A 23878-nucleotide genomic window follows, 5' to 3' on the forward strand; every position below is an offset into this window, starting at 1 on the left:
TGCGCTTGCAGGCCTCATGGCAGTCCTGCTCGTGCTGGTGCTGGCCAATGTTGCCGCCCGCTACCTGTTCCGGACCGGCTTTCTCGGGCAGGAAGAATTGGCGATCTGGCTGCATCTTGCGCTGATTGCCTTGGCGATCCCGCTTGCCTATCGCGGACCCCTTTCGATGCGTTTCGATGTCTTGCGGCGATGGCTGCCAGCCTCGTTCGCAACGACCTTCGATGTCGCTGCCGACGCAGTCTCGGTTACAGCCGGGCTGGCTTTGGTCAATGGGGCGTTGTCCAGCATTTCAGCGATTGGTGGGGTATCGCCCACGCTTGGGCTGCCGGAATGGATCCGGTTTTCCTTCTTCGTCACCGGTGGTGTGTTATTGCTCGCCATGCTTTGCTGCGATCGCGTGCTTACCGGTAGGATAGGAGGGCTGTTCGTTTCGCTGGTGATTGCCGGACTGCTTTATGGGTCATCGAAGATCGCGACGGTTGATAGTGATTGGCCGCCCAGCCTTTTTATGGCGTTGATCGCCGGGGTCGGGCTCCTGGTTTCGGCACCACTGGCACATGCCTTCCTCGCAGCCGCCTGTTTCGCTCCGTTATTCGGAGGTGTATTGCCGGAACCGGCACTCGTGTCTTCTGCCATCAATGGAATGTCGCGCTTCCTGCTCCTGTCGATTCCCTTCTTTCTGCTGGCCGGTGCCTTGCTCACGGTTTCCGGCACCGCGGAGCGACTGGTTACCTTCGCTGCTTCCCTTGTCGGTCATCGAAAGGGAGGACTGGCGCAGACTGTCCTTTTGACCAGTGTCATTTTTTCGGGCGCGTCAGGCTCATCCGTCGCGAATGCCGCCTTTGGAGCTTCCACGTTTCAGCCGCAACTGGTGAAAAATGGCTATCCGCCTGCGCAGGCGGGAGCGATCATCGCTGCCTCTTCCGTGCTCGACAATGTCATCCCGCCCTCTATTGCATTCCTGCTGCTGGCCGCGGCGACAAATCTCTCGGTCGGTTCGCTGCTGACCGGAGGATTTTTCGCGGGAGGTCTGATGGCGCTCTGTCTGGCGATTGCGATAAGCCTGTCCGTGAAGGCCGGTCCACCCATGCAGAAGGCGAGCACTCGGCAAAGGTGGAGTGCGGCCAGAAGCGCAATTCCCGCATTTGGATTGGGTATTATCGTCGTTGCCGGAATCCGCTTTGGCATTGTGACGCCGACGGAGGCCGCAGCGCTCGCTGCAGGCTTCACGCTTCTGCTGTCGTTCGCCGCGCGTTCGGCTTCAAGCCGTATCTGGTCCTGTTTCCGTCAGTCGGCTCTGGAGGCGGGAGCCATCGGTCTGTTGATCGGCTCTGCCGCACCGTTTGCCTTTCTGCTTGCCGTCGATGGCGTGGCAGCTTCGCTGACGGACATCGTTCATTCGCTCGGCAGTTCGCCGGTGCTCGTTCTGTTGATGGCGAATCTTGTTCTGCTGGTCGCCGGTCTGGTGCTTGATATTGGCGCAGCGATCCTGCTGCTTGGTCCTATCCTTGTTCCGGCGGCTGCCGCAGCCGGTCTCGATCCGATCCATTTCGGTGTCATTCTGGTCGTCAACCTGATGATCCATGGCCTGACCCCGCCACTCGGCATGCTCATCTATGTCGTCTCGGGCGTAACGTCCGTTCCCGCGTCACAACTGTTTCGCGCCGTCCTGCCTTATCTGGCTGCGCTGCTTGTATCCGTGTTTTTACTGTGCCTCGGCACGTTGCTTTTCTGAAAGGTCTCAGAACATGTCTTCCATTTCGCGCCGTATTTTTGTGAAGAGCACCATGACCGCTGCGCTGGCGGCACCGTTTCTGGCGCGATCGGCAGCCGCCAAAACGACGACGATCACGGTTGCCTCTCTCCTTGGCGTGGACAAGCCTGAGACGAAGATCTGGCGCTTTATCGCACAGGAGGTTGAAACGAAACTGCCCGGGCGCTTCCGCTTCAATATCGTGCCGAACGGCGCGCTGGGAGGGGAGAAGGAAGTGGCAGAGGCGAGCCGCCTCGGTTCCGTACAGGCAAGCCTCTCTACCGTTTCGGCTCTTTCCGGTTGGGTACCGGAACTTCAGATCCTTGATCTACCATTCCTGTTCAAGGATCCGGCACATCTTCGCCGGGTCGTCACAGGAAAGACCGGATCGGAGCTGCAAGCGAAACTCGCGACACAGAATTTCATAGCATCTGCGTTCATAGACTACGGCGCCCGTCATCTGCTCACGAAGGAGCCGATCACGTCGCCGGATGCCCTCCGCGGCAAGCGGATCCGGGTCATTCAGAGCCCGCTGCATACCAAACTCTGGAGTGCCTATGGCGCTTCTCCCATCGGTATTCCGATCACTGAAACCTATAACGCGCTTTCGACCGGCGTGGCGGATGCCATGGATCTGACGAAGTCGGCCTATGCCGGGTTCAAGCTCTATGAGGTCGTGCCGTACCTGACGGAGACCGCCCACATCCGCGCTTCGGGCGTGGTCTATTTTGCGGCGAGTTTCTGGGGCGGGCTGTCCCCGGAAGAGCAGGCAGTTCTGACCAAGGCTGCGCAGGACGGTGCGGAGTACTTCAATCGGCTGATTGTCGAGGATGAGGCTCGGTCCATGGAACAGGCTGCTGCAAAGGGTGGAAAGGTAATCCAGCCGGAAAACCTGGATGCCTGGAGAAACGGCGCCAGATCCGTCTGGAATGAATTCAGTGCCATCGTTGGCGGCATGCAAAAGATTGAGGCCATAGCCTCGGCCTGAATCTCCGTGTTCATTGCTTCACAGATCAGCTTCCAATCCGATAGAACGGGATGATGGAAACGAGTCAAAGTGAAGAGCAGGATACAAAGCCCACGCCACGCATGCTGGCCTGGGCCAAGAATTCTGCGGCCTACCGTCTTTCGAAGCGGATGATGACCGAGCGACAGTTGGCCGATGCTATTGCACGCAAGGCGCGCGAAAAATTCGAAGGTATTACTGCGGAGCAAATAACTGCTCTGGCAGCGGAAGCTGTCGCATTTGGTTACAACGTGAAGGCGCTGGACGACAACGCCTATGCCGATATCCGGACGCGTTCGTCGCAACGCGCCGGCAAATCGAAGAAGGCAATCCGCCAGACGCTGGTGCAGAAGGGTGTGGCCCGCGAAATTGCCGACGAGGCGGTGAGCGAAGCAAACGACCTCGTGGCAGCCGTCATCTATGCCCGCCGCCGTGCCTTTGGACCCTTCAGACGTACGGAGCTGGATGACAAGCAGAAGGCGAAAGAGCTGTCGGCCTTTGCCCGCCAGGGTTTTTCGTTCGAGGTTGGAGCCAAGGTATTCGCCATGGATCGCGATGAGGCGGAAGACCTGCTCTCAGAGCAATCCTTCGGGTAGACGCAAAGAGAAAAAGTGAACGCGGCCGACCGAAAAAGCGTCGAAAAATTATTGTTTATATTCAGGTATATGGTGCTCCGCCGCCTTGATTTTGATGGGCAAATTTCGCCGCCCTGCAAGCTCGCCTCGACTTCGATCTAAAGGAGCCATTAACCTTTATTTTTTACTCATAGTGATGCCATTTTGTACGCGGTCGGTATCATGCAATTCAATCGAAACAACTTCCCCAATTCCCTCCAGAACGAACCCTCTGTGGAGCCGGATCCGCAGGGTCAGCCCGTTCGGGATAACCGGATGACGACCGCTCAGCGCCCGCCGGAGGTGCCGCTGGATCAGGCGCCGTGGCAGGCCGCATTCAAGCTGGCGCCGAATGTTCGCTTTACGCGCACACCGGAGAGCGCAATTCCGAAGCGCACCCGCAACGAGCTTTCACCGCTGGCGCCGGAAGAACGCAAGCCCGCGGCGGAAAGCCGTCTGGTTGAACCGCTGGATATGGCCAAGCCCCAAGCGGCGGCGGAAACACTTGCACCGGAACTCCTGGTCAATGCGCTGCAGGGCGCGGCGCATGCCATGCAGCAGCCTGTTGCCAACCAGCAACCGGTTCAGCCCAAGGTCCGGCCGCAGCCATCACCACGAGCCCTGATCGTGAAGCGTGCGCGCCCGAACTATCAGCCGGAAGAGGCCGAACTGAAGGCGGATGTAGCACCAGTCGAGGCCCCGGCACCTGTTGCCGAAGCGGTGCAGCCATCAGCGCCGCAGAGCCCTGAGGTTTCCGTTCAGCCGGAATTGGCACCGCCGATGACTGCAAAGCCGGAAACCAGTCTGCCTTGGCTTTCCGATTTTGCGTTCTTCGAGGGGGATTTTGCGGTGGCCGACGTCGCTGTGACCTCTGCTCCTGTCGCGACACCATTCCTGCCGCGTCGGCCTGCCGAAGTCATTCGCCAGCCACGCCCGGCATTGCAAAATTCGATCGTTTCCCTTTATCGCGAGGTTCGGCGTGCAGAGCCGCAGAAAACAGTTGCCGCAAGCGAGCCGATCCCGGCTCCGCAGGTTTCGGCTGCTGAACCGGTTGCACCCTATGTCGCTGTTGCCAATCAATTGACGATTTCGAATACCGTTTCCTTCAACTGGACCACGGTCTGGCAGGGCGCTCATTCGCTTGATGATCTTCCGCTGATTGCTGAAGCGACATCTCAGGCGATGGAAATTGCCGCGGAATCCCAAATTGCCGCGCCTGTTCCGGAAGTGGTGTTTGAACCGCCTGTTGCACAGGTGGCTCAGCCGCACAGAACCATCGTACCGATTTCATCGCGTCCAACCATCACGCTTCCGGGCCTTGACGATCATCGCACCGTGCGTCCGAGCGACGAGAATTACGAGTTCCCGCCGATCTCTCTTTTGCAGCAGCCCTATGGACAGCAGACCGAGGCGCTGCAGCCTGATGCGCTTCAGCAGAGCGCGGGCCTTCTGGAAAGCATTCTGGAGGATTTCGGCGTCAAGGGTGAAATCATCGATGTTCGCCCCGGTCCTGTGGTAACGCTTTACGAATTCGAACCGGCACCGGGCGTCAAGTCATCCCGCGTCATCGGTCTGGCCGACGACATCGCCCGTTCGATGTCAGCACTTTCGGCGCGCGTTGCCGTGGTCCCCGGACGTAACGTCATTGGCATCGAACTGCCAAACGCTGTGCGCGAAATGGTCTTCTTCCGCGAACTCATCGAGTGCGAGGACTATTGGGAGACCAAGCATCGCCTGCCGCTGTGCCTGGGCAAGACGATCGGTGGCGAGCCTGTCATCGCTGAACTGGCGAAGATGCCGCACCTTCTGGTCGCTGGTACCACCGGCTCTGGCAAGTCGGTTGCCATCAACACCATGATCCTGTCGCTGCTGTACCGGCTTCGTCCGGAAGAGTGCCGCATGATCATGATCGACCCCAAGATGCTGGAACTCTCTGTCTATGATGGCATTCCGCACCTGCTGACCCCGGTCGTGACCGATCCCAAGAAGGCCGTTCTGGCGCTGAAATGGGCGGTTCGCGAGATGGAAGACCGCTATCGCAAGATGTCGCGCCTCGGTGTTCGCAATATCGATGGCTACAATCAGCGGGCAGCACAGGCACGGGAGAAGGGCGAGACGATCACCGTCAGCGTTCAGACAGGCTTCGACAGACATTCTGGCGAGATCGTCTACGAAGATCAGGAACTCGATCTCTCGCCGATGCCGTATATCGTCGTCATCGTCGACGAAATGGCTGATCTGATGATGGTGGCCGGCAAGGAAATCGAAGGCGCCATCCAGCGTCTGGCGCAGATGGCGCGTGCGGCAGGCATCCATTTGATCATGGCGACACAGCGTCCGTCGGTCGATGTCATCACCGGCACGATCAAGGCAAACTTCCCGACGCGCATTTCCTTCCAGGTCACCTCCAAGATCGACAGCCGCACCATTCTGGGCGAACAGGGTGCCGAGCATCTGTTGGGGCAGGGCGATATGCTGCACATGGCAGGGGGCGGACGCATCATGCGCGTGCACGGACCATTCGTCTCCGATGCGGAAGTCGAACATGTCGTGACGCATCTGAAGGCGCAGGGACGTCCTGACTATCTCGGCACCGTCACCGAAGATGAGAGCGAGATCGAAGCAGAGGCCGAGGAAGAAGGCGCAGTGTTCGACCGGACCAACATGGGTGCGGAAGAAGGCGACGATCTTTATGAGAAGGCGATCAAGGTCGTCATGAAAGACCGCAAGTGCTCGACTTCCTACATCCAGCGCCGCCTGTCCATTGGTTACAACCGTGCAGCCTCACTGGTCGAAAGGATGGAGCAAGAGGGCCTGGTCGGTCCTGCAAACCATGTCGGCAAGCGCGAGATCATTTCCGGGCGCACGCCCGGTTCTGACGAGGGTTGAATTGGACGGGGTGGCCTTGCGCCACCCCTGTTCTCACGCGTTGCCGGCCGCCGTATAGCGGTTCTGCGGCATGGAGAGGCCCAGATTTTCCCTCAATGTCTTTCCTTCATACTCTTCGCGAAAGAGCCCGCGCCTGCGCAGTTCCGGCAGGACCAGTTCCACGAAATCGGTCAGGCTTGCCGGTAGTGTAGGGCACATCAGAATGAAGCCATCGGCTGCACCCGCCTCGAACCATTCTTCCATGAAATCCGCGATTTCCGTGGGCGTGCCGGTGATCCCGTTGCCTGTGCTTTTCTCGGCATAATGGCGGATGAGTTCTCCCAGCGTATGTCCTTGCTGGATGTAATCCGTCAGTTCCTCGAACAGCGCCTTCGAACCCTTGGGCTCGGCGGGCAAGCGTTCCATCGGAAACGGCTGGTCGAGCGGTGCGCCGGATAGGTCCGTTTCCAGGAACTCGCCCAGCATCCAGCGGCCAACATCCGGATGCAGATTGTCGATGAGAAAATCCACCTTCGCCTGCGCTTCCGCTTTCGTTGCGCCGACATTGATGACGACGCCCGGCATCATCTTCAGGTCACTGGTGCTACGACCGTATTTCGCCATGCGCCCCTTGACGTTTTCCGCAAACGCCTTGTTGCGCTGCAGGTTTGAGGCAAGACTGAAAACGATTTCGGCGGTCTTGGCGGCCAGTTCCATGCCGGGCTCCGAGCCACCCGCCTGGGCGATGACGGGGCGACCTTGCGGAGATGCTGCGATGTTGAGCGGACCCCGCACCTGAAAGTGCTTGCCCTTGTGGTTCAGCACATGCAGCTTGTTCTTGTCATAATAGAGCCCGGAGGCCTTATCGAGCACGAGCGCGTCCGGCTCGAAGCTGTCCCAGAGGCCAAACACGACATCGACGAATTCCTCACCGCGCACATAACGCCAGCTGTGTGGCGGAAGTCCGTCGAAATTGTAGTTATAGCCGGTTTCATCGTGGTCGGAAGTCACCACATTCCAGCAGGCGCGTCCGCCGCTCAGGTGGTCGATAGAGGCAAAAATGCGTGCCAGATTGAATGGCTCGTAGAAACTCGTGGATGCCGTCGCGACAAAACCCAGTCGCTCGGTCAGAACAGACAGCGCCGATATCAGTGACAGAGGTTCGAAGCGGTTCATCTTCGTCGGAGAACGGGAAAGCGCCTCGGCATCTCCAATGGCTGCCGCCGGGGAGTCAGCCAGGAACATGAAGTCGAACTTCGCCGCTTCCGAGATTTTGGCCACGTTCAGGAGATGGTCGATCCGGTTCGCGCCATGCACATCTGCCGCCGGGTGGCGCCACGCGGCCGGATTAAAACCGAATGTATAGACAAATGTACCAAGTTTCAGTTTGTCTGGACGTGCCATGGTCTGTGCTCCAAAGGTGTTCAGGAGTTCGGGCGCAAGCCCTGGATGGGTGTAAAGTCAGCGGTCAGTCTGTGTTGATGGCCCGGATAGTTTAGCCGAACACGGGTGACAGGCTCACCTTGCCGCCAGGTCAGGCGTTGAACCACGAGGAGCGCCGAGCCCTTGGTGACCTTGAGCAGCTTGGACACACGTGCGTTGGAGCTTTCGGCAGAGATTCTGTGCTCGCCGGAGGTCCAGGCGACGTGATTGAGCAACCACGCGCCGGGTGCAAGGTCCGCAAAACTTTCCTCTGCGGCGTCTGGGGCAGCGGAAAGACTGATGACCCGTTCTTCGAGACAAAAAGGCTCGTCGTCGGCCAGATGTAGCACGGTGAGCGCGAGGAGGGCCTCTTTTTCCCGAAAGCCGGGACAGGTCGTTTCCTGCATCGTTGGGTGACGCTGGAGACGCTCGCAGATGGTGTAACGATAGGTCAGACCGTGCGACTTCACCTCATCGGCCACATCGTAAATGGCGAGGATTGCGGTTCGCGTATCCTGTCGCTTGACGACGCTTCCGGTCTTGCGTCGCCGCAGGATGAGGCCAGACTGAGCCAGTTGTGTCAGAGCCTTGTTCACGGTCATCCGGGAACAGCCATATTGTTCTGTGAGGGCTTGTTCGGAGGGGATCCGGTCTCCGGGCATCCATTCCGCAGAGAGAATGCGTTGCTCTATGTCGCGCATGATCCGCTGATGCAGCGAGTCGCGATTGCCGCTTGTATCTCTTCGAGCAGGATCCGGGATCGTATCCATTGATGTCATACCAGCATGGATGCGCCGCGATCGAGATAAGTATCCAGAAACTGCTCAAGGCGCGGGTGGCGCGGCTTGGCAAAAACGTCCCCTGGCGCACCCGTAAACAGGATCCGGCCCTGATCGAGGAAGCTGATCTGCTGCGCTACAGTCGCGGCAAAGCCGATCTCATGGCTTACGACGACCATGGTCATCCCCTCGGTGGCAAGGTCGCGCATGACGTTGAGAACTTCGCCAGTGAGTTCGGGGTCCAGTGCGGAAGTCGGCTCGTCGAACAGCATGATCTTGGGCTGCAGTGCAAGTGCGCGGGCAATTGCAACGCGCTGTTGTTGTCCGCCCGAAAGCTGGGACGGGTAATGGCCCGCGCGGTTCGCAAGGCCTACTTTTGTCAACTGCGCCAATGCGCGCTCTTCAGCCTCGGCCTTCGGCACCTTGTGCACGGTCTTCAAAGCTTCAGCAACATTTCCAAGCGCCGTCATGTGTGGCCAGAGATTGAACTGCTGGAAGACCATGCCGATCTGCGAGCGAACACGCCGGATCTGCGCAAGCGGCAGTCTTTCGCGTTCGCCGCGACTGTTCTCGAAGAAGCCGAGAGCTTCTCCATTCACGGTGATCATGCCTTCGCTCGCTTCCTCAAGAAATGCGAGGCAGCGCAACAGCGTGCTTTTACCCGAGCCGGACGGACCAATGAGGCAGGAGACCTGTCCCGCCGGAATCGTCAGGTTGATCCCTTCGAGAACGGTCGATGTGCCGAAACGCTTGACGAGATTTTGAACGGAAATGGCGGGTAGCGTCATGGTGCGGCAAACCTGTAGGTCGAAAGTCGAGCTTCGGCCGCTCGTCCCAGGCGGGCAGCGGCTTCCACGATGAACCAGTAAATCAGGGCGAGAAGGAAGATGGCCTCGAGGAAGGCATATTCCTGCGAGCCAATCGCGCTGACAGTCGTCGTGAGCTCCGGCACGGTGATGATCGACAGGACTGCCGACTCCTTCAAGAGGATCACGGCAAGATTGACCGAGGGCGGCAGCACGATCAGCGCCATCTCAGGCAGCAGAATGCGGCGGATGATTTGCAACCGTGACAGACCGAGACATTCTGCTGCTTCGACATGACCATGCGGCACTGCCCCATATCCTGCCCTGAATATCTCGGAATAATAGGCGGCCGCATAAATGCTCAGGCCCAGCAGTCCGCAGGGTATCGGATCCAGCGATATGCCAATGAACGGACCGCCGTAGTAGACGAGGAAAATCTGGATCAGGAACGGCGTTCCGCGCAACACTTCGACAATCAGACCCAGCGGCACGTCGAGCAGGGGGCTTCCGTAGCGCCGCAGGGTGGCGATAATGAAACCCAGAATGACGCCCAGCAACATCCCTGCAATCCAGAGCGCCAGCGTGACCGCCGTACCACTCATGATTTCTGGCATATGACGCAGGATGACGTTTGGATCGAACATCATTTTGTAGCTCCCGGAAGAGAGCGTTCGACATACTTGCCTGTCATCGCAACGATCGAGCAAATCGCCAGGTAGATGATGGCGGCAGACGAAAAGATCTCGATTGGCATGTAGGTTGAGGATGCGAGATCCTGAGCCATGCGTGTGATCTCCACGATGCCTACGACCGAGACCAGCGAAGAAGATTTGAGGATCATGATGGCCTCATTTACAAGGGCCGGGAACGTCAACCTGAGCGCAATAGGCGCTTTGATGCGCATGAAAATCTGCCGGGGGGACAGACCTGCCATGTCGGCAGCCTCGATGAAGCCCTTCGGTACGCTCTCGAAACCGCCACGTAGGTTCTCCGCCTGATAGGCTGCGGTACAAAGTGACATCCCGACGATGGCGGCGACAACGCTCGGGACATTCAAGCCGATGAAGGGCAGCAGATTATAAATCAGCAGCAATTGCACAAGGAGAGGCACGCCTCGGAAAAAGCTGATGAAGAACTCCGCCGGACGCCGGTAAAGTTTTCGTGCCGACAAGAGCGCTGCAGACAAACCAAGCGCCAGGATGAAGCCGATCGCGATTGAAATGGCACTGATGCCGATCGTCCAGACCGAAGCCTGTACCAGCAGGTTGAAGAGCTTGAACGTCATAGGCTCACCCGGAGCAGTCGCGCCAGGGAAGGCGCAGCTGAGTAATGGAACGGCTCAGGATCCATCGAAGCCGTTCCTCATCGATCCCGTTGTCAGATCGCGGGTTCCTTGACTGTGTCCGGCGTATCGAACTTCGTACCGAACCACTTCTCCTGAAGCTTTGCCATGCGACCGTCACCCTTCATCTTGATGAGAGCAGCATCGATGGCGTCCATTAGCGGAGCGTAGTCTGCATCCTTGCGGCCAACATACCCGAAATAGGTCTTCTTTCCGAAAGGTGGCTGCACGACTTCAAACATGCCGGCCCGTTGTTTGGCGACGAATGCGATGTTCGGGAGCGAGTTTGCGACCGCAACGATACGACCAGCCGCCATATCGGCATAGGCATCGTTGAAGGCCGGATATTCGCGGATATCGACCTTGGTCGGCAATGTTGCGGAAAATTCGGTCAATTGAGCCAGCTGCGCCGTCGCCTTGCCGACGCCGACGGCCTTGCCTGCAATATCCTCCGGCTTGCTGATGGGCGCGCCGGCCTTTTTGAGAATTGCCACAGTCGCCTCGGCGATCGGCGATGTGAAGCGATAACGCTCCATGCGTGCCTTGGTGATCGTAGCTGGTCCCGCAACAACGTCGAACTTCCCAGCTTCAAGGCCGGGCAACACGCCTTCCCATGGCAGCGTTACCCATTCGATCTTCACGCCAAGCTCTTTGCCGATTTCGGCGAACAGATCGACATTGAGGCCCGAATGCGTACCGGCATCAATGAAATCGAATGGCGCGAAAGCCGTCTCGGTACCGACCTTGAGGGTCCCGGCTGCTTTTGCCTTTGCAAGGATATCTTCGGCGTGGGCACTCAGTGATGCGCCCAGGAAGAATGCGGCGCAGGCGGCCGCCTTGAGGAAATGTCTTTTCAGCATGATGGTTGCTCCCGTTTTCGAGCTTGGTTGCCCGCAGCGCTGTTCCCCTCGGACCGATGTTTCCGGTCTCTTTTGACTATACAAATAGAACGCTGGATTCGGTTCGTGTCAATGCTTTGTTTATAATATTTGCAGGACTAAATTTTGTGCAAATTCGGGATCTTCAAAGACGGGGTGAACCCTGCCTCCGTCTCATGCAGCGAAACGGACACACCCGACCAAACTTTCGGCATGATGGCCTCGTAGGGGCATTTCAATCCGATTGGCTGCACGCACAAGACTTTGTATAGGTCCATTCTTTGAACCGTCTCGTGCTTCGGCCGTAAATCGGTTTGTGATGAGATCGATGAAACGCCGCCCATGGAACGCAACCTACTACGCTATATCTGGAAGCATACCCGGCGGCAGCAGGTGTTCATCCTGGCCATCGTGCTGCTTTCGATGGTGCCTTATTTCGCCGCGTTCGATTTGCCGAAGCAGATCATCAACGGCCCCATTCAGGGAAGCGGTTTCGAAACGGCGGACTCCACGGCGCTGTTCATGGAGTTCACCCTCGCGGTGCCCTTCACCGATCTGAGCTGGAGTTTCGAGGGCTTCGAGCTGGATCGTATGTCCATGCTCATGGCCTTGAGCGGCGTCTTTCTGTTTCTTGTCATCGTCAACGGCCTCTTCAAATTCTACATCAACACCTACAAGGGTCGGCTGGGTGAAAGGCTGCTGAGACGAATCCGGTTCGAACTGGTGGATCGGGTTCTACGCTTTCCGCCCAGTGCCTTGAAACAGGCCCATGGGGCTGAAGTCTCGACGATGGTCAAAGACGAGGTGGAGCCATTTGGTGGCTTTACCGGAGATGCTTTCGTCCAACCGGTCATGCTTGGCGGGCAGGCTGCTGCGGCGCTCTTCTTTATTTTTCTCCAGAATCTCGCGCTCGGGATGATTGCCTTCGTCATGGTTGCCATTCAGGTGGGCATCATTCCGAAAATGCGGCGTCGGTTGATTGATCTTGGACGTCAGCGGCAGATCACGGCGCGTCATCTTGCCGGCAAGGTTGGAGAAATCGTCGACGGCATCGATACGATCCACACATATGACACGAGCAATTACGAGCGCGCGGATATCGCGCATCGGCTCGGCCATATCTACAAGATCCGGTATGAACTCTATCAGTGGAAGTTTCTCGTCAAATTCGTCAATAACTTCCTCTCCCAGCTGACCCCCTTCCTTTTCTATTCCATCGGCGGTTATTTCGCCCTCAAGGGATCGCTCGATGTTGGCCAGCTGGTTGCTGTCATCAACGCCTACAAAGATCTGCCAGGCCCTCTGAAGGAACTGATCGATTGGGATCAGTCACGCCAGGACGTTCAGGTCAAGTATGAGCAGGTTCTGGAACAATTTGAGCCAGGACAACTCGTCGATCCGTCCCTGCATGAGGTGAAGCCCGTCACGCCTGCCTATGCGGGTACGGTTCTCGCGGCCCACAATCTGACGGTCATTGACGGAAGTGGCGCAAAGACCCTCGACAATGTGACGCTCAAGATCGAGCGTGGCGAAACCGTTGCCATCATCGACAATGCAGGCAACGGGGGCGAAAGCCTGGCGGAATCCTTTGCCCGTATTGTCTGGCCTGCCTCCGGGCGCGTTAGTCTTGGCGATGCCGATTTGCTGGAACTGCCGGAGGCTGTGTCGGGCCGCAAGGTCACCTATGCTTCGGCAGACAGCTATTTCTTTCATGGCAGCCTGAAAGACAATCTGCTTTATGGATTGAAGCACGCGCCGACGACGACCGTCTCTTATAGCGGCGAGGAAGCCACTCATCGCAACTGGGAGATCCGGGAGGCGGAACTAGCCGGGAATTGTGCGTTCGACCTCAATGCAGACTGGATAGATCGCCGGTCGACATCGGTCTTGCGCGGTTTTGACGACGATCTCAAACAGTCACTCATGCGCGCGCTCGATGCCGTTCAACTGACGCCGGATGTCATGGAGCTTGCTCTGCACTCCTATCTGGATCCGGAGGAAAACCCGGCGCTGGCGGGGCGGATCGTCGAGATGCGTCATTCCTTGAGAGAAACGCTTCAGGCTGAAGGGCTCTCGAACATTGTCGCCCATTTTGATCCGGCGGCCTATAACGCCGAAGCGACTGTTGCGGAAAACCTTCTGTTTGCTGCGACGCGCATTTCGTCCAGCGCCGACGGCGATGTGACGGAAAGCGAGTATCTGTTCGAGGTGCTCGAAGTCAGCGGTCTTTATGACATGCTCTATGAGATGGGTCTGAAGATCGCAGACGATCTGGTCGAAATCTTCGCAGATCTGCCGCCGGAACATCCGTTCTTCCAGCAACTCGACCGCGTCAGTGCCGAGGACATCGCCAAGTATCAGCAGCTTTTGCAACGTATGCAGTCCCGCACCGGAGCAGGCATAACGGAAGAGGAGGCACGTTCCATCGTCCGCCTCAGTCTGCACTATGTCGAGCCGCGCTATCGCTTCGGTGTGTTGACGCAGGATATCATGGATGCGGTGGTGGCAGCGCGCGACAAATTCTACGCCAATCTGCCCGCGAACCTGCGGGACCGGATCGAGAGATATGATCCACACCGCTACATGGCCGCGGCGACACTTCGAGAGAATGTGCTTTTCGGAAAGTTGTCTCATCGTGTTGCAGATGCTCCGGCGAAGATCAGGAAAATCGCTGGCGAAATCATGCGCGAGAAGGGATTGTTCGAGAGCTTCATCGCTCTTGGGTTGAACTTCGAGGTTGGAACGGGAGGGCGCCGATTGACCCTTACGCAGCGCCACAAGCTGAGCCTGGCCCGCGCGTTGGTGAGACGTTCCGATTTCTACATCTTCAACCGCGCTCTGCCGGGGTTGGACAGGCGCGTTCAGGAGGAAATCGTTAAGGCTGTTATTGATTTCCTGAAGGAACAGGACAATGATCCGACAGTCATTTGGGTTCTTTCTAACACTTCCCTGTCACGATTGTTTCATCGAGTGATTGTATTCGACCGCGGCACGGTCGCTGAGGACGGGACGTTCGAGGCGCTGGATCGAGACAGTGGAATATTCAGATCGTTGGTTGCCTGAGGTGGAGGCAGCCGACGCGTGAAGGGGGCATGCGGCGCTATGTTGCTGAGGGAAGAAGTTGAGCTACTGCGGAACATTCCGTACTTCAACCGGGTGGATCCATGTAAGCTGAAACTGCTGGCATTCGCCTCTCATCGCATATCCTACGAGCCCGGCGATATGATCTTTGCGCAAGGCGATGTTCCGGAAGCAACCTTCGTGCTCCTGAGCGGCAATGTCAGGTTGACCGCGTCCAGTCCATGCGGTCGGTGTGAAACGACGCAGGCGGAGCCAAACTCCATGCTGGGCGAGATGTGCCTTCTCTCCGATCAGCCAAGAGCCATGACCGCAACTGCCTTGACGAATGTCGAAGCGCTCAAGATCGGTCGGGACTGCCTGCTGCGGCTCGTTTCCGACAATCCGAGAATGAGTTTCGAAATTAGTCGCGTTCTCGCTGAAACTCTTCGCGATCGGATTGGCGGCTTGGGAAAGAGATTTTCCCAAGAGGCAATTCTTTAACGCCGCCTGTAATGGAAATAGCGACCTTCCGCGATGCTGGGAAGGCGAGGAAGCAGTTCCAGGTCTGGATGATCGAGGGGCAGGCCGCTGACCGCCACTCCGCCATTTGCAAGCATGCCGGACACCATTTGCGGAAGCCATGTCAGGGTGATCGCATCCTTGTCATCATAGCCCGTGCCGATATCGGCATGCACCAGCGCAGCCTGTCGGCCAAGATAAGCCTGTCCCGTTTCCCGGATTTCGCCCTCCACAAAATCGTTCGCTGCGGGTGTCGCAGAGGCATGTGAAGCGAGCTTCCGGTCAAAGGCGATGACACGCCGCCCGGGAAAATTCTCCCGCAAATGGCTGTAGGTTCTGCCATTGCCGAGGCCGATTTCGAAGACCTCGCCGGCTTCCGGCAAGACAAGGTTATCACGCACATGGTTCAACAGGTCCCGCTGGGCGCTCATGCGGTTGATGAAACTATCGAGTCTGCTCAAGATTTTCTCCAGTCGATCAGGCCTTGATGACCTTGTCCGAGGAAATTCCTCGCCGCGCGTAGACGTTGCGAGTATCGATGATAAGCGGCGCCCATTGTTCAAGGCTCGCATAGTCGACGGAATCATGGTCGGTCGCGATCACAACCGCATCGAAAGCATCAACCGTCGTTTGATCGAGGCTCGCCGATTTGCGACCCTTCAGGTGGCCGTATTCGCGTGTTCTGGGAATCTCTTCGAGGTACGGATCGTGATATTCCACCTGCGCACCGCGCTCGAGGATCAACTCCATAAGGCGAAGGGAAGGGCTCTCGCGAATGTCCGGCACGTTCTTTTTGTAGGCCAATCCCATAATCAAAACGCGGGAGCGGCTGAGCGCCTTGCCAAGGCGACGGTCCAGCCCTTCGGCAAGCTTCTCCACCACGTAGCGTGGCATGGAGGTGTTGATCTCGCCCGCGAGCTCGATAAAGCGGGTTGGTTGTTCGAACTCGCGTGATTTCCATGTGAGGTAGAACGGATCGATCGGAATGCAGTGACCGCCAAGACCCGGACCCGGATAGAAAGGCATATAGCCGAACGGTTTGGTTTTGGCGGCCTCGATTACATCCCAGACATCGATACCCATTGCGTCGTAGACGAGCTTCAACTCGTTGACGAGGGCGATGTTGACGGCGCGGAAAATGTTTTCCGTCAACTTCACCGCCTCGGCTGTTCGCACGGAAGTAACGGGCACGATCGTATCGACCACGGCGCCGTAGAAGGCTTTCATCATCTCACTGGCAAGCTCGCCATCGCCTGCAACGACCTTGGGTATGGTGGAGGTATTGAAGTCGCGATTGCCCGGGTCTTCCCGTTCAGGCGAATAGCCGAGAAAGAAATCTTCACCCGCCTTCAAGCCGGAGGCCTCCAGAATGGGACGCATGATCTCGTCGGTCGTTCCCGGATAGGTCGTTGACTCCAGAGCGATCAACTGGCCGGTGCGCAGCACTTTCGCGATCTGCCGACAGGTGTTTTCGACGAAACTCAAGTCTGGATCACGATAACGCGTCAAGGGTGTCGGGACGCAGATCGCAATCACGTCGCATTCGGCAAGACGCCCAAAATCATCTGTCGCGGAAAAGCGGCCCGCGGTTCGCTCCGCAGCAAGAACGTCGCTCGGCACCGCCTCGATGTAGCTGTTGCCCGCGTCGATCCGTACCATTTTTTCGGCATCGATATCGAAACCAAGCGTCTGGAAGCCGGCGCGTGAAATGCTCATGGCCAGTGGCAGGCCAACATAGCCCAGACCGATAACGCCGGCCTTGATCGTCTTGGAGCGGATCGCGGTGACAAGAGGATGGTTCGCGATCTCTGCCTGACTCAAGAGGTTTTCTCCGTGATGCTGCGATGTGGCGTGCGATGGTGCACGAAGCGCTTTTCCGTCGCGCTCAGTTGAGGTTCCATACCACCTGTGTCAAGGGTGCGGTAAAGGTTAGATAGGCAAGCACGGGCAGAAGCGCATCAATTAATTCTGATCGGCAGACTTGCAAAGAGTGGCATCCTCGTTCCTATCTCAGCACTATGAAAATCGCTTTCTATGCTCCACTGAAATCGCCATACCATCCTGTTCCTTCGGGGGACCGCCTGATGGCGCGGCAGTTGATAAGGGCCTTGACCATAGCCGGTCATGAGGTGGACGTCGTTTCAGAACTGCGCAGTTATTCAGCGACGCCGGATATTGCGGAACAGCTTGCCATGGATGCGGGTAGGGAAATCGAGCGTATAGATACCCTATGGGCCGAGCAGGGGAAGCCAGACCTCTGGTTTTGCTATCATCCGTACTACAAGTCACCCGATCTCCTCGGACTGGAGCTATGCCGCGCCCATACTATCCCTTACGTGACTGCAGAATCATCCTACTCGCCGCGGCGCAATATCGGCAATTGGGCGCTTTCGCAGCAGCGGGTTCTTGACGGATTGAAGTTCGCAGCCGTCAACATCTGCCTGACCGAACGAGATCGACGGGGCATTCTGGATGCCGCTCCCGAGGCACGATGCGAACGGCTGTCGCCCTTCATCGATGTGACTCCATTCCGCGACCTGACCCCTCAACCCGAACAGAGGCAAGTGATTACAGTCGCAATGATGCGCGAGGGCGACAAGCTCAGCAGCTATCGGGCGCTCGCCGCGGCGCTGCTGCTCATAAAGGACGAAGACTGGCGGCTGTCGATCATTGGTGACGGACCAGCAAGAGCGGAGGTTGAAGGCTGCTTTTCAGATTTTCCGTCAGCCCGGATATCGTTTCTCGGTCAATTGCAGCCGCAGCAGATTGCGGATCACCTGGCGCGCGCTTCCATCTACGTCTGGCCGGGGCATGGAGAGGCTTACGGCTTAGCCTATCTCGAGGCGCAGGCTGCGGGTGTGCCAGTCATCGCAGAAGAAACCGCTGGCGTGCCTGAAGTCGTATCTCACGGAGAGACCGGGCTGTTGACCAAATCTTCGGATCCTGAAGATTATGCAAATACCATTCGACTGCTCTTGAGGGATGACGATCTGCGTTCGAAACTGGCCGGAAACGCGCGGCACCGCGCCGAGCGTGTCCATTCCCTTGAGGCGGCTGCGGGCCGACTGGGTTCCATCCTTCGTTCCAATTTGAGGTAAGCATGTTCGATACTTTATGGCGCGATCGTCTGGATCAACTGGCTGCCGAAGGTCGCACGCTGACGCTGTGGCTGCGTGATGACGATGCTGTGGATGTTACGCCTGCTCTCGACCGGCTGCTGACGTTATGTGAACGCCATTCCGTTCCGCCAACGTTGGCGGTGATACCGGAAAAGACCGGGTTTCCGCTGGTTGAATATCTGGCGCGCTTCCCGACTGTTGAAGTTGCTGTGCATGGGTGGTCTCACCAGAGCTACTCGAAGCCGCCCGCAAAGAAGCAGGAACTCGGCAACGACCGCCCGCTTCCGGTGATCTTGAACGAGATTCAGGCTGGCCTTGGCAAACTGCAGGCTCTGCATGGCCAACGTTTTGTTCCCATGATGGTGCCGCCGTGGAACCGGATTTCCTCCGAGATCGCCGAGCAATTGCCAAAGCTCGGCTACAGGTCTCTGTCTGTTTTTGGGCGCGAGACATCATCCCCGCTGCCGCTCCTCAATACGCATGTAGACATCATGAACTGGCGTGGCGTACGGGGCGGGAAAGATGCCGAAACAGTATATGAGGAGTTAGTTTCCTATCTCGATCAGCCCGTTCCTGCCTTGGGCCTGCTTACTCATCATCTCGTTCATGACGAGGCCGCGTGGAACTTTCTGGAGAATTTCCTGCGCATGACCGCTCAGCACAAGGCGTGCCAATGGCGCCGTGCGTCTCAACTCATGGCCAGTTGATCTACCAGGATTTCCAACCAATCAGTAGACCATTTCCCGAGGCCTGCGCTTCTGACTGCGCTGCTTCAACCTCCTCAATCGGTGCACGGCGCTGAAGATTGGCAGCAACGAAAGCGGCATCGGGAACGGTGAATGTCGTTCGCCGAAACAGGAGCGTCATGATCAGCGGTCCGGTGGACCACCAGGCCGGACCATCCGGCAACCTGCGTGTAGCTTCCGGAATGATGTCGAGAAGGCGTGCAAAAACCGGGTGACGCGCAGGTGTTGCGATGAAGGAATTCGTCAGCAAGGCGCCTCCCAGTCCCGTGTCACGCGGCGTATCCTCCAACAGAGCTGACAATCCGATGAGGGGCAGGACATCCGAAAAGGTCAGGTCATCGCGTGCCGGATACCAGTCGCAATCCAGGTAAATCCCACCCTGCGCATGCAAGATGAAATAGCGCGCGACATCCACCGCACCCGGCAGGTCACCCGCCTCCATCATTTCGACGAAGGCGGGATGCCGAGGAACATTCAAGGCTTCCAGGTCCGCCTCTCGCCACAGCCGGTAGCGAAAGCCGTTCTGCTCGGCATGGCGTTTCCACTTCGCCGCCGAGGGCGGAACAGGCAATTGCCCAAGCCAGATCTGGTGGAGCATACGCGGGACAGGCTGGCGGTTGAGTTCGTTCATGTCCCGACGCTCCTCCAGACTGAAGTCCGTGAGCGGCAAGAGAAGCGATGGTGGAGGGACGAGCAGATACTGGAGGCCAGCTTTGGCAACGCTGTCCGAACGGAGTTTAGCGATTTTCAGAAGCGCGGACTGGACCTTGCGCGGCATGCCAAGGACGGTTTCGCTTCCCAGCCGCAAGGCGGGATCCGCCATCGAACGAACTGCAATCGAGGCAAGGATTGTTTCCGCAGCCTTCCACTCCCCGGCCGAAATGAGTTTTCGCGCCTCTTCCAGCCTTTCGCGCGCTTCCTTCTTCTGCAGTTCAGGCTTGGTCATGGTGACATTTGATCCATCGCAAAGGCGGCTGACGTTACGGGTGGCAAAATCGCAAGGCTCGCCAAACAATCTGAGGTCGCCGTCATCCTGCCGAAATCTTTCCGGTGCAAATGGCGCTTCAGGTCCGCGTTGTTGTAGGCTTGGAACATAGACATAGGCAATATGCTGCGATACGGTCCTAAAAAACAAAGGGAACCCGCCCTGATCGATAGACCGCACAGGGCTGCCGGGAAATACGTGAATGAATGAGCAGACCGACTTGCTCCGCATCGAAGGACTATCGGTGTCCTTCCCGCTATGGGGCGGCAGCATCCATGCGGTCAAAAATATCAGCATGCGTATCCGGCCCGGCAAGGTAACGGCGCTAGTTGGTGAGTCCGGCTCTGGAAAATCCGTGCTTGGTCGTGCCGTGATGGGCATCGAGACCCCCGCGGCGCAAACGAGTGGCCATATCTTTTTCAACGATCCTGATACTAAAGAGCGCATCGACCTGCTGGCACTGCCCAATGAGGGCCGCAAGATGCGGAACATCCGGGGCAATCGCATCGGAATGATCTTTCAGGAACCGATGACCTCGTTCTCGCCGATGCATACGGTCGGCAATCAGATCGAAGAGGTCCTGAAGATTCATACAGTGCTGTCGCCGAAGGAGCGACAGGAACGGTGCGAAGAAATGCTGTCGCTGGTCGGATTTTCCAATCCTGCCCGCGCCTTCAACATGTATCCGTTCGAGCTTTCCGGCGGCATGCGCCAGCGTGCCATGATTGCCATGGCGCTTGTGTGCGGACCTTCCCTGTTGATTGCCGACGAACCGACCACCGCTCTGGACGTGACGATCCAGGCGCAGATCCTCAAACTGCTGCGTGATCTTCAGTCGCGCCTCGGCATGGCCATGCTGCTGATCACGCATGATCTGGGTGTTGTGGCAAGCATGGCCGACGAAGTGGTTGTCGTCTATCGGGGCGAGGTCATGGAGGCGGGCCCCGTCGACGCAATCTTCCGCAATGCGCGCCATCCCTACACGAAAGGCTTGATGGCCGCGGTGCCAGACTTCGAAATGCCGCGAAGCGCGAGACTGAAGCCCTTGCGCGAAATCGAAGTCGATGCAGTGGGTCTCGTAGATCGGAAAAAACACGCCGAGGCCCATAGCGATGTGGTTTTGAGTGTTCGGAACGTCTCCAAATCATTCGTCACGAAGCGCGGCGGCGGCTTCGGTCTGGGCGCTTCGCCCTCGACGCTCGCTGTCAATGACGTAAGTTTCGATATCCGGCGCGGTGAAACCCTAGGCCTTGTAGGCGAGAGCGGTTGCGGCAAGACGACGCTCAGCAAGATCCTGATGCGAGGCGTCACAGCTGATGCAGGCGAAGTGCTGTTTCAAAGCGAGCGCGGCCCCATCGACGTTCTGAACGCACGTGGCGAAGATCTCAACCTGTTGCGCCAGCGAATTCAGATGGTCTTTCAGGATCCGATCTCTTCGCTTTCCCCGCGTATGACGGTCCGCAATATCGTCAGCGAGCCACTGGAAATCCATCAACGTGGTGATGCCAAGGCGCGTCTCGACGCCGTGAAGCGTCTGATCAGGGCGATTGGTCTGCCGGAAAACGCCATGGGTCGCTACCCGCACAGCTTCTCCGGTGGACAGCGCCAGAGAATAGGTATCGCACGCGCCCTGGCACTTGGGCCGGACCTGCTGATCTGTGACGAGCCAGTTTCTGCGCTCGACGTTTCCATTCAGGCCCAGATCCTCAACCTGATGAAGGATTTGAAGAAGGATCTCGGGCTGACCTACCTGTTCATTTCGCATAACCTTGCCGTGGTGAACTACATGGCAGACAGGGTCGCTGTCATGTATGCCGGACGCATCGTGGAAATTGCGCCTTGTGACGTAATCATGCGCAATCCCGTTCATCCCTATACCAAGAAGCTTCTCGCTGCAGTTCCGACGCCGAATCTGGACAGGCCTCTCGACTTTGCTGCAATCGGTCAACCAAGCGCCGAGGCCAGGAAGCAATGGGCACGCCAGTTTCAGGAAGATGCGCCGGGCGATCTCGCGCATGCTGATCTCGGTGAAGGGCATCTGGTGCTCGCGCGCCGCAATGTTGATGTGCGGGAGTTGCGCCCATGATCAGCCGTCGGCATACACTTGCTCTTCTTGCATCAACACTTGTCCCAAGTCGTGTCTTTGCAGCCTTCCAGGATTCTGAGTTCCTGAGATCTGGCGCAAACGGCACATCCTTGCCGCCGGTGGCGGAACGCTTGCCCAAATCTCCGCGCGTCGTGAAGCTTGCGGAATCCGGCAAACTGCCCGGGCGGCATGGTGGCACCGTTCGCATGATGATCGGCAGCCAGCGCGACATTCGCTATGCGCCGATTTTTTCCTATTCGCGGCTTGCAGGCTATGACGAGCATCTCGAACTGAAGCCGGACATCCTTGAAAGCTTCGAGATCAAGGAAGACCGGATTTTCACCTTCCGCCTGCGCGAGGGGCACAAGTGGTCGGATGGTAGTGACTTTACGTCCGACGATTTCCGCTACGTGTGGGACGACATGTTCCACAACAAGAAGCTCTACAAGGGCGGCGTACCCGCCAGCCTCAAGATCGGTGGCAAGCCGCCCAAGTTCGAGGCGCTGGACAGATTGACTGTCCGCTACAGCTGGGATGAGGCGAATCCGGACTTTATGGCGGATATCGCCTCGCCATCCCCGCTTCGCTTGATGCATCCGGCAAACTACCTCAAGCAGTTCCATGTGAGCTATCAGACAAAGGAAAAGCTCGAGGAACTGATCAAGCAGCAGGGTGTCGAGGACTGGGTAGCCTTGCACCAGAAAATGTCGCGCACCGTGCGGCCCGAAAATCCTGATCTGCCGACCCTTGATGCATGGCGACCGCGAACGGCGCCGCCAGCGGGGCGCTTTGTGTTTGAGCGAAATCCCTATTATCACCGCGTCGACGAGAACGGGCTTCAGCTCCCTTATATCGACCGGATATTCATGGATGTGAGCGCAGGCGACCTCGTCGCTGCCAAGACCGGAACCGGCGAAAGTGATCTGCAGGTCACAAACCTGGACTTCGCCGATTACACCTTCCTGAAGAATGCAGAGGAGCGCTATCCTCTGAACGTCGACCTTTGGAAGCGGATTCAAGGGTCGCGCGTAGTTTTCTTCCCAAACCTCAATTGCAAGGATGAAGTCTGGCGGAACCTGTGGCGGGATGTGCGTGTGCGACGCGCTCTTTCCCTGGCAATCAACCGGCGTGAGATCAACAAGGCTGCGTTCTTCGGCCTCGCGCGCGAGAGTTCCAATACGATCCTTCCCGAAAGTCCGCTATTCAAGCCGGAATATCGCGAAGCCTGGTCGGCATTCGATCCCTCGCTTGCCAATAAACTGCTCGACGACGCGGGTCTTAACAGGCGTGGCGATGAGGGTGAGCGGTTATTGCCGGACGGTCGCTCAGCCCGGATCATCATTGAAACAGCGGGCGAGAACACGGTTGAAGGTGATGTCCTGGAACTCGTTCGCGACCACTGGTCGGAGATCGGGATCAAGATCTTCGTTCGTGTCTCGCAGCGCGAACTGCTGCGACGTCGCGTCAAGGGTGGCGACACGATCATGACGGTCGCTCAAGGGCTCGACAACGGGGTCCCGACGGCGGACATGTCGCCGAAGGAACTGGCGCCAACGACCGACGACCAGATGCACTGGCCGCTTTGGGGCCTCTATCATCTCTCTGGCGGCAGCGATGGCAAACCTTCCGATCTGCCGGAGGCGATCGCCTTGTCGAAGCTCTTTGCCGCCTGGCGCAGTGCGTCAAGCCACGAGGAGCGTGAGCATATCTGGCACGAAATGCTGAGCATCTATACGGATCAGGTTTTCACCATCGGAACCGTCAATGCAACGCTTCAGCCTGTCGTTCATTCCAGCCGCATGAGAAACGTTCCCAAGGATGGACTCTACGGATTCGATCCCATGTCCTATCTGGGCGTCTACATGCCTGACACTTTCTGGTACGACCATGCGTGA

At 57.8% G+C, this 23878-nt stretch carries 19 protein-coding genes; 10 read left to right on the forward strand and 9 right to left on the reverse strand.

Annotated features, from left to right (window positions below):
* Nucleotides 1–16: 16 nt before the first annotated feature.
* The 4 genes from G6N80_RS01955 (at nt 17) to G6N80_RS01970 (ending at nt 6262) form a co-directional block, all read left to right on the forward strand.
* On the forward strand, nt 17–1735 hold the full coding sequence (locus G6N80_RS01955) for a TRAP transporter large permease (RefSeq protein WP_165132278.1): 1719 nt from the start codon (nt 17–19) through the stop codon (nt 1733–1735).
* Between the two features lie 13 nt (nt 1736–1748).
* Nucleotides 1749–2741 (forward strand): TRAP transporter substrate-binding protein, encoded by a 993-nt coding sequence (locus tag G6N80_RS01960; RefSeq protein WP_165130897.1) that lies wholly within the window; start codon nt 1749–1751, stop codon nt 2739–2741.
* A gap of 53 nt (nt 2742–2794) precedes the next feature.
* Entirely contained in the window at nt 2795–3355 is a 561-nt protein-coding gene (gene recX, locus G6N80_RS01965; RefSeq protein WP_062556923.1) for a recombination regulator RecX, read from the forward strand.
* Nucleotides 3356–3556: 201 nt separating this feature from the next.
* Nucleotides 3557–6262: a DNA translocase FtsK gene (locus tag G6N80_RS01970; RefSeq protein WP_165130899.1), complete on the forward strand. Its 2706-nt coding sequence runs from the start codon at nt 3557–3559 to the stop codon at nt 6260–6262.
* A 33-nt stretch (nt 6263–6295) separates the two neighbouring features.
* Here the strand turns inward: G6N80_RS01970 and G6N80_RS01975 are convergent, their stop codons facing one another.
* The 6 genes from G6N80_RS01975 to G6N80_RS02000 form a co-directional block, all read right to left on the reverse strand.
* Nucleotides 6296–7645, reverse strand: a complete 1350-nt coding sequence (locus G6N80_RS01975; RefSeq protein ID WP_165130901.1) for an LLM class flavin-dependent oxidoreductase — start codon at nt 7643–7645, stop codon at nt 6296–6298.
* A gap of 20 nt (nt 7646–7665) precedes the next feature.
* Nucleotides 7666–8433: a histidine utilization transcriptional repressor HutC gene (locus G6N80_RS01980; RefSeq protein ID WP_062556921.1), complete on the reverse strand. Its 768-nt coding sequence runs from the start codon at nt 8431–8433 to the stop codon at nt 7666–7668.
* Between the two features lie 5 nt (nt 8434–8438).
* Entirely contained in the window at nt 8439–9230 is a 792-nt protein-coding gene (locus G6N80_RS01985; protein ID WP_062556767.1) for an amino acid ABC transporter ATP-binding protein, read from the reverse strand.
* On the reverse strand, nt 9227–9895 hold the full coding sequence (locus tag G6N80_RS01990) for an amino acid ABC transporter permease (RefSeq protein ID WP_165130903.1): 669 nt from the start codon (nt 9893–9895) through the stop codon (nt 9227–9229). The genes G6N80_RS01985 and G6N80_RS01990 overlap by 4 nt, the downstream gene beginning before the upstream one ends.
* Nucleotides 9892–10533, reverse strand: coding sequence for an amino acid ABC transporter permease (locus G6N80_RS01995; protein ID WP_165130905.1), 642 nt, complete (start codon nt 10531–10533; stop codon nt 9892–9894). The genes G6N80_RS01990 and G6N80_RS01995 overlap by 4 nt, the downstream gene beginning before the upstream one ends.
* Nucleotides 10534–10625: 92 nt before the next feature.
* Nucleotides 10626–11450, reverse strand: a complete 825-nt coding sequence (locus G6N80_RS02000; RefSeq protein ID WP_062556764.1) for a transporter substrate-binding domain-containing protein — start codon at nt 11448–11450, stop codon at nt 10626–10628.
* A 360-nt stretch (nt 11451–11810) separates the two neighbouring features.
* On the opposite strand from G6N80_RS02000, the gene G6N80_RS02005 reads away from it, so the two are divergent.
* Nucleotides 11811–14531: an ABC transporter transmembrane domain-containing protein gene (locus G6N80_RS02005; protein WP_165130907.1), complete on the forward strand. Its 2721-nt coding sequence runs from the start codon at nt 11811–11813 to the stop codon at nt 14529–14531.
* A gap of 39 nt (nt 14532–14570) precedes the next feature.
* The gene (locus G6N80_RS02010) at nt 14571–15029 is read left to right on the forward strand and encodes a cyclic nucleotide-binding domain-containing protein (RefSeq protein WP_062556762.1); all 459 of its coding nucleotides are present in this window, start codon (nt 14571–14573) and stop codon (nt 15027–15029) included.
* On the opposite strand, the gene G6N80_RS02015 is transcribed toward G6N80_RS02010, so the two are convergent.
* The gene (locus G6N80_RS02015; protein WP_165130909.1) at nt 15026–15508 is read right to left on the reverse strand and encodes a class I SAM-dependent methyltransferase; all 483 of its coding nucleotides are present in this window, start codon (nt 15506–15508) and stop codon (nt 15026–15028) included. The genes G6N80_RS02010 and G6N80_RS02015 overlap by 4 nt on opposite strands.
* 16 nt (nt 15509–15524) lie before the next feature.
* Nucleotides 15525–16868, reverse strand: coding sequence for a nucleotide sugar dehydrogenase (locus G6N80_RS02020; protein ID WP_165130911.1), 1344 nt, complete (start codon nt 16866–16868; stop codon nt 15525–15527).
* A gap of 197 nt (nt 16869–17065) precedes the next feature.
* Here G6N80_RS02020 and G6N80_RS02025 point away from each other — a divergent pair, with 197 nt between their 5' ends.
* Both G6N80_RS02025 and G6N80_RS02030 read left to right on the forward strand, forming a co-directional pair.
* On the forward strand, nt 17066–18145 hold the full coding sequence (locus tag G6N80_RS02025) for a glycosyltransferase family 4 protein (protein WP_165130913.1): 1080 nt from the start codon (nt 17066–17068) through the stop codon (nt 18143–18145).
* A 2-nt stretch (nt 18146–18147) separates the two neighbouring features.
* Nucleotides 18148–18873, forward strand: a complete 726-nt coding sequence (locus G6N80_RS02030; RefSeq protein WP_165130915.1) for a polysaccharide deacetylase family protein — start codon at nt 18148–18150, stop codon at nt 18871–18873.
* Between the two features lies 1 nt (nt 18874).
* Here the strand turns inward: G6N80_RS02030 and G6N80_RS02035 are convergent, their stop codons facing one another.
* On the reverse strand, nt 18875–19858 hold the full coding sequence (locus G6N80_RS02035; protein WP_165130917.1) for a glycosyltransferase family 32 protein: 984 nt from the start codon (nt 19856–19858) through the stop codon (nt 18875–18877).
* Between the two features lie 241 nt (nt 19859–20099).
* Between G6N80_RS02035 and G6N80_RS02040 the strand changes: the two genes are divergently transcribed.
* Nucleotides 20100–21983: an ABC transporter ATP-binding protein gene (locus G6N80_RS02040; RefSeq protein WP_165130919.1), complete on the forward strand. Its 1884-nt coding sequence runs from the start codon at nt 20100–20102 to the stop codon at nt 21981–21983.
* Nucleotides 21980–23878 carry an ABC transporter substrate-binding protein gene (locus G6N80_RS02045; RefSeq protein ID WP_165130921.1) on the forward strand — a complete coding sequence of 633 codons (1899 nt, stop codon included), beginning with the start codon at nt 21980–21982 and terminating at the stop codon, nt 23876–23878. The genes G6N80_RS02040 and G6N80_RS02045 overlap by 4 nt, the downstream gene beginning before the upstream one ends.

The sequence above is a fragment of the Rhizobium rhizoryzae genome, assembly GCF_011046895.1.
Classification (GTDB): domain Bacteria; phylum Pseudomonadota; class Alphaproteobacteria; order Rhizobiales; family Rhizobiaceae; genus Neorhizobium; species Neorhizobium rhizoryzae.

Coding starts and splice junctions, on each gene's coding strand:
- G6N80_RS01955 (WP_165132278.1), top strand. CDS start 17: ATGGCAGTCCTGCTCGTGCTGGTGCTGGCCAATGTTGCCGCCCGCTAC.
- G6N80_RS01960 (WP_165130897.1), top strand. CDS start 1,749: ATGTCTTCCATTTCGCGCCGTATTTTTGTGAAGAGCACCATGACCGCT.
- recX (WP_062556923.1), top strand. CDS start 2,795: ATGGAAACGAGTCAAAGTGAAGAGCAGGATACAAAGCCCACGCCACGC.
- G6N80_RS01970 (WP_165130899.1), top strand. CDS start 3,557: ATGCAATTCAATCGAAACAACTTCCCCAATTCCCTCCAGAACGAACCC.
- G6N80_RS01975 (WP_165130901.1), bottom strand. CDS start 7,645: ATGGCACGTCCAGACAAACTGAAACTTGGTACATTTGTCTATACATTC.
- G6N80_RS01980 (WP_062556921.1), bottom strand. CDS start 8,433: ATGGATACGATCCCGGATCCTGCTCGAAGAGATACAAGCGGCAATCGC.
- G6N80_RS01985 (WP_062556767.1), bottom strand. CDS start 9,230: ATGACGCTACCCGCCATTTCCGTTCAAAATCTCGTCAAGCGTTTCGGC.
- G6N80_RS01990 (WP_165130903.1), bottom strand. CDS start 9,895: ATGATGTTCGATCCAAACGTCATCCTGCGTCATATGCCAGAAATCATG.
- G6N80_RS01995 (WP_165130905.1), bottom strand. CDS start 10,533: ATGACGTTCAAGCTCTTCAACCTGCTGGTACAGGCTTCGGTCTGGACG.
- G6N80_RS02000 (WP_062556764.1), bottom strand. CDS start 11,450: ATGCTGAAAAGACATTTCCTCAAGGCGGCCGCCTGCGCCGCATTCTTC.
- G6N80_RS02005 (WP_165130907.1), top strand. CDS start 11,811: ATGGAACGCAACCTACTACGCTATATCTGGAAGCATACCCGGCGGCAG.
- G6N80_RS02010 (WP_062556762.1), top strand. CDS start 14,571: ATGTTGCTGAGGGAAGAAGTTGAGCTACTGCGGAACATTCCGTACTTC.
- G6N80_RS02025 (WP_165130913.1), top strand. CDS start 17,066: ATGAAAATCGCTTTCTATGCTCCACTGAAATCGCCATACCATCCTGTT.
- G6N80_RS02030 (WP_165130915.1), top strand. CDS start 18,148: ATGTTCGATACTTTATGGCGCGATCGTCTGGATCAACTGGCTGCCGAA.
- G6N80_RS02035 (WP_165130917.1), bottom strand. CDS start 19,858: ATGACCAAGCCTGAACTGCAGAAGAAGGAAGCGCGCGAAAGGCTGGAA.
- G6N80_RS02040 (WP_165130919.1), top strand. CDS start 20,100: ATGAATGAGCAGACCGACTTGCTCCGCATCGAAGGACTATCGGTGTCC.
- G6N80_RS02045 (WP_165130921.1), top strand. CDS start 21,980: ATGATCAGCCGTCGGCATACACTTGCTCTTCTTGCATCAACACTTGTC.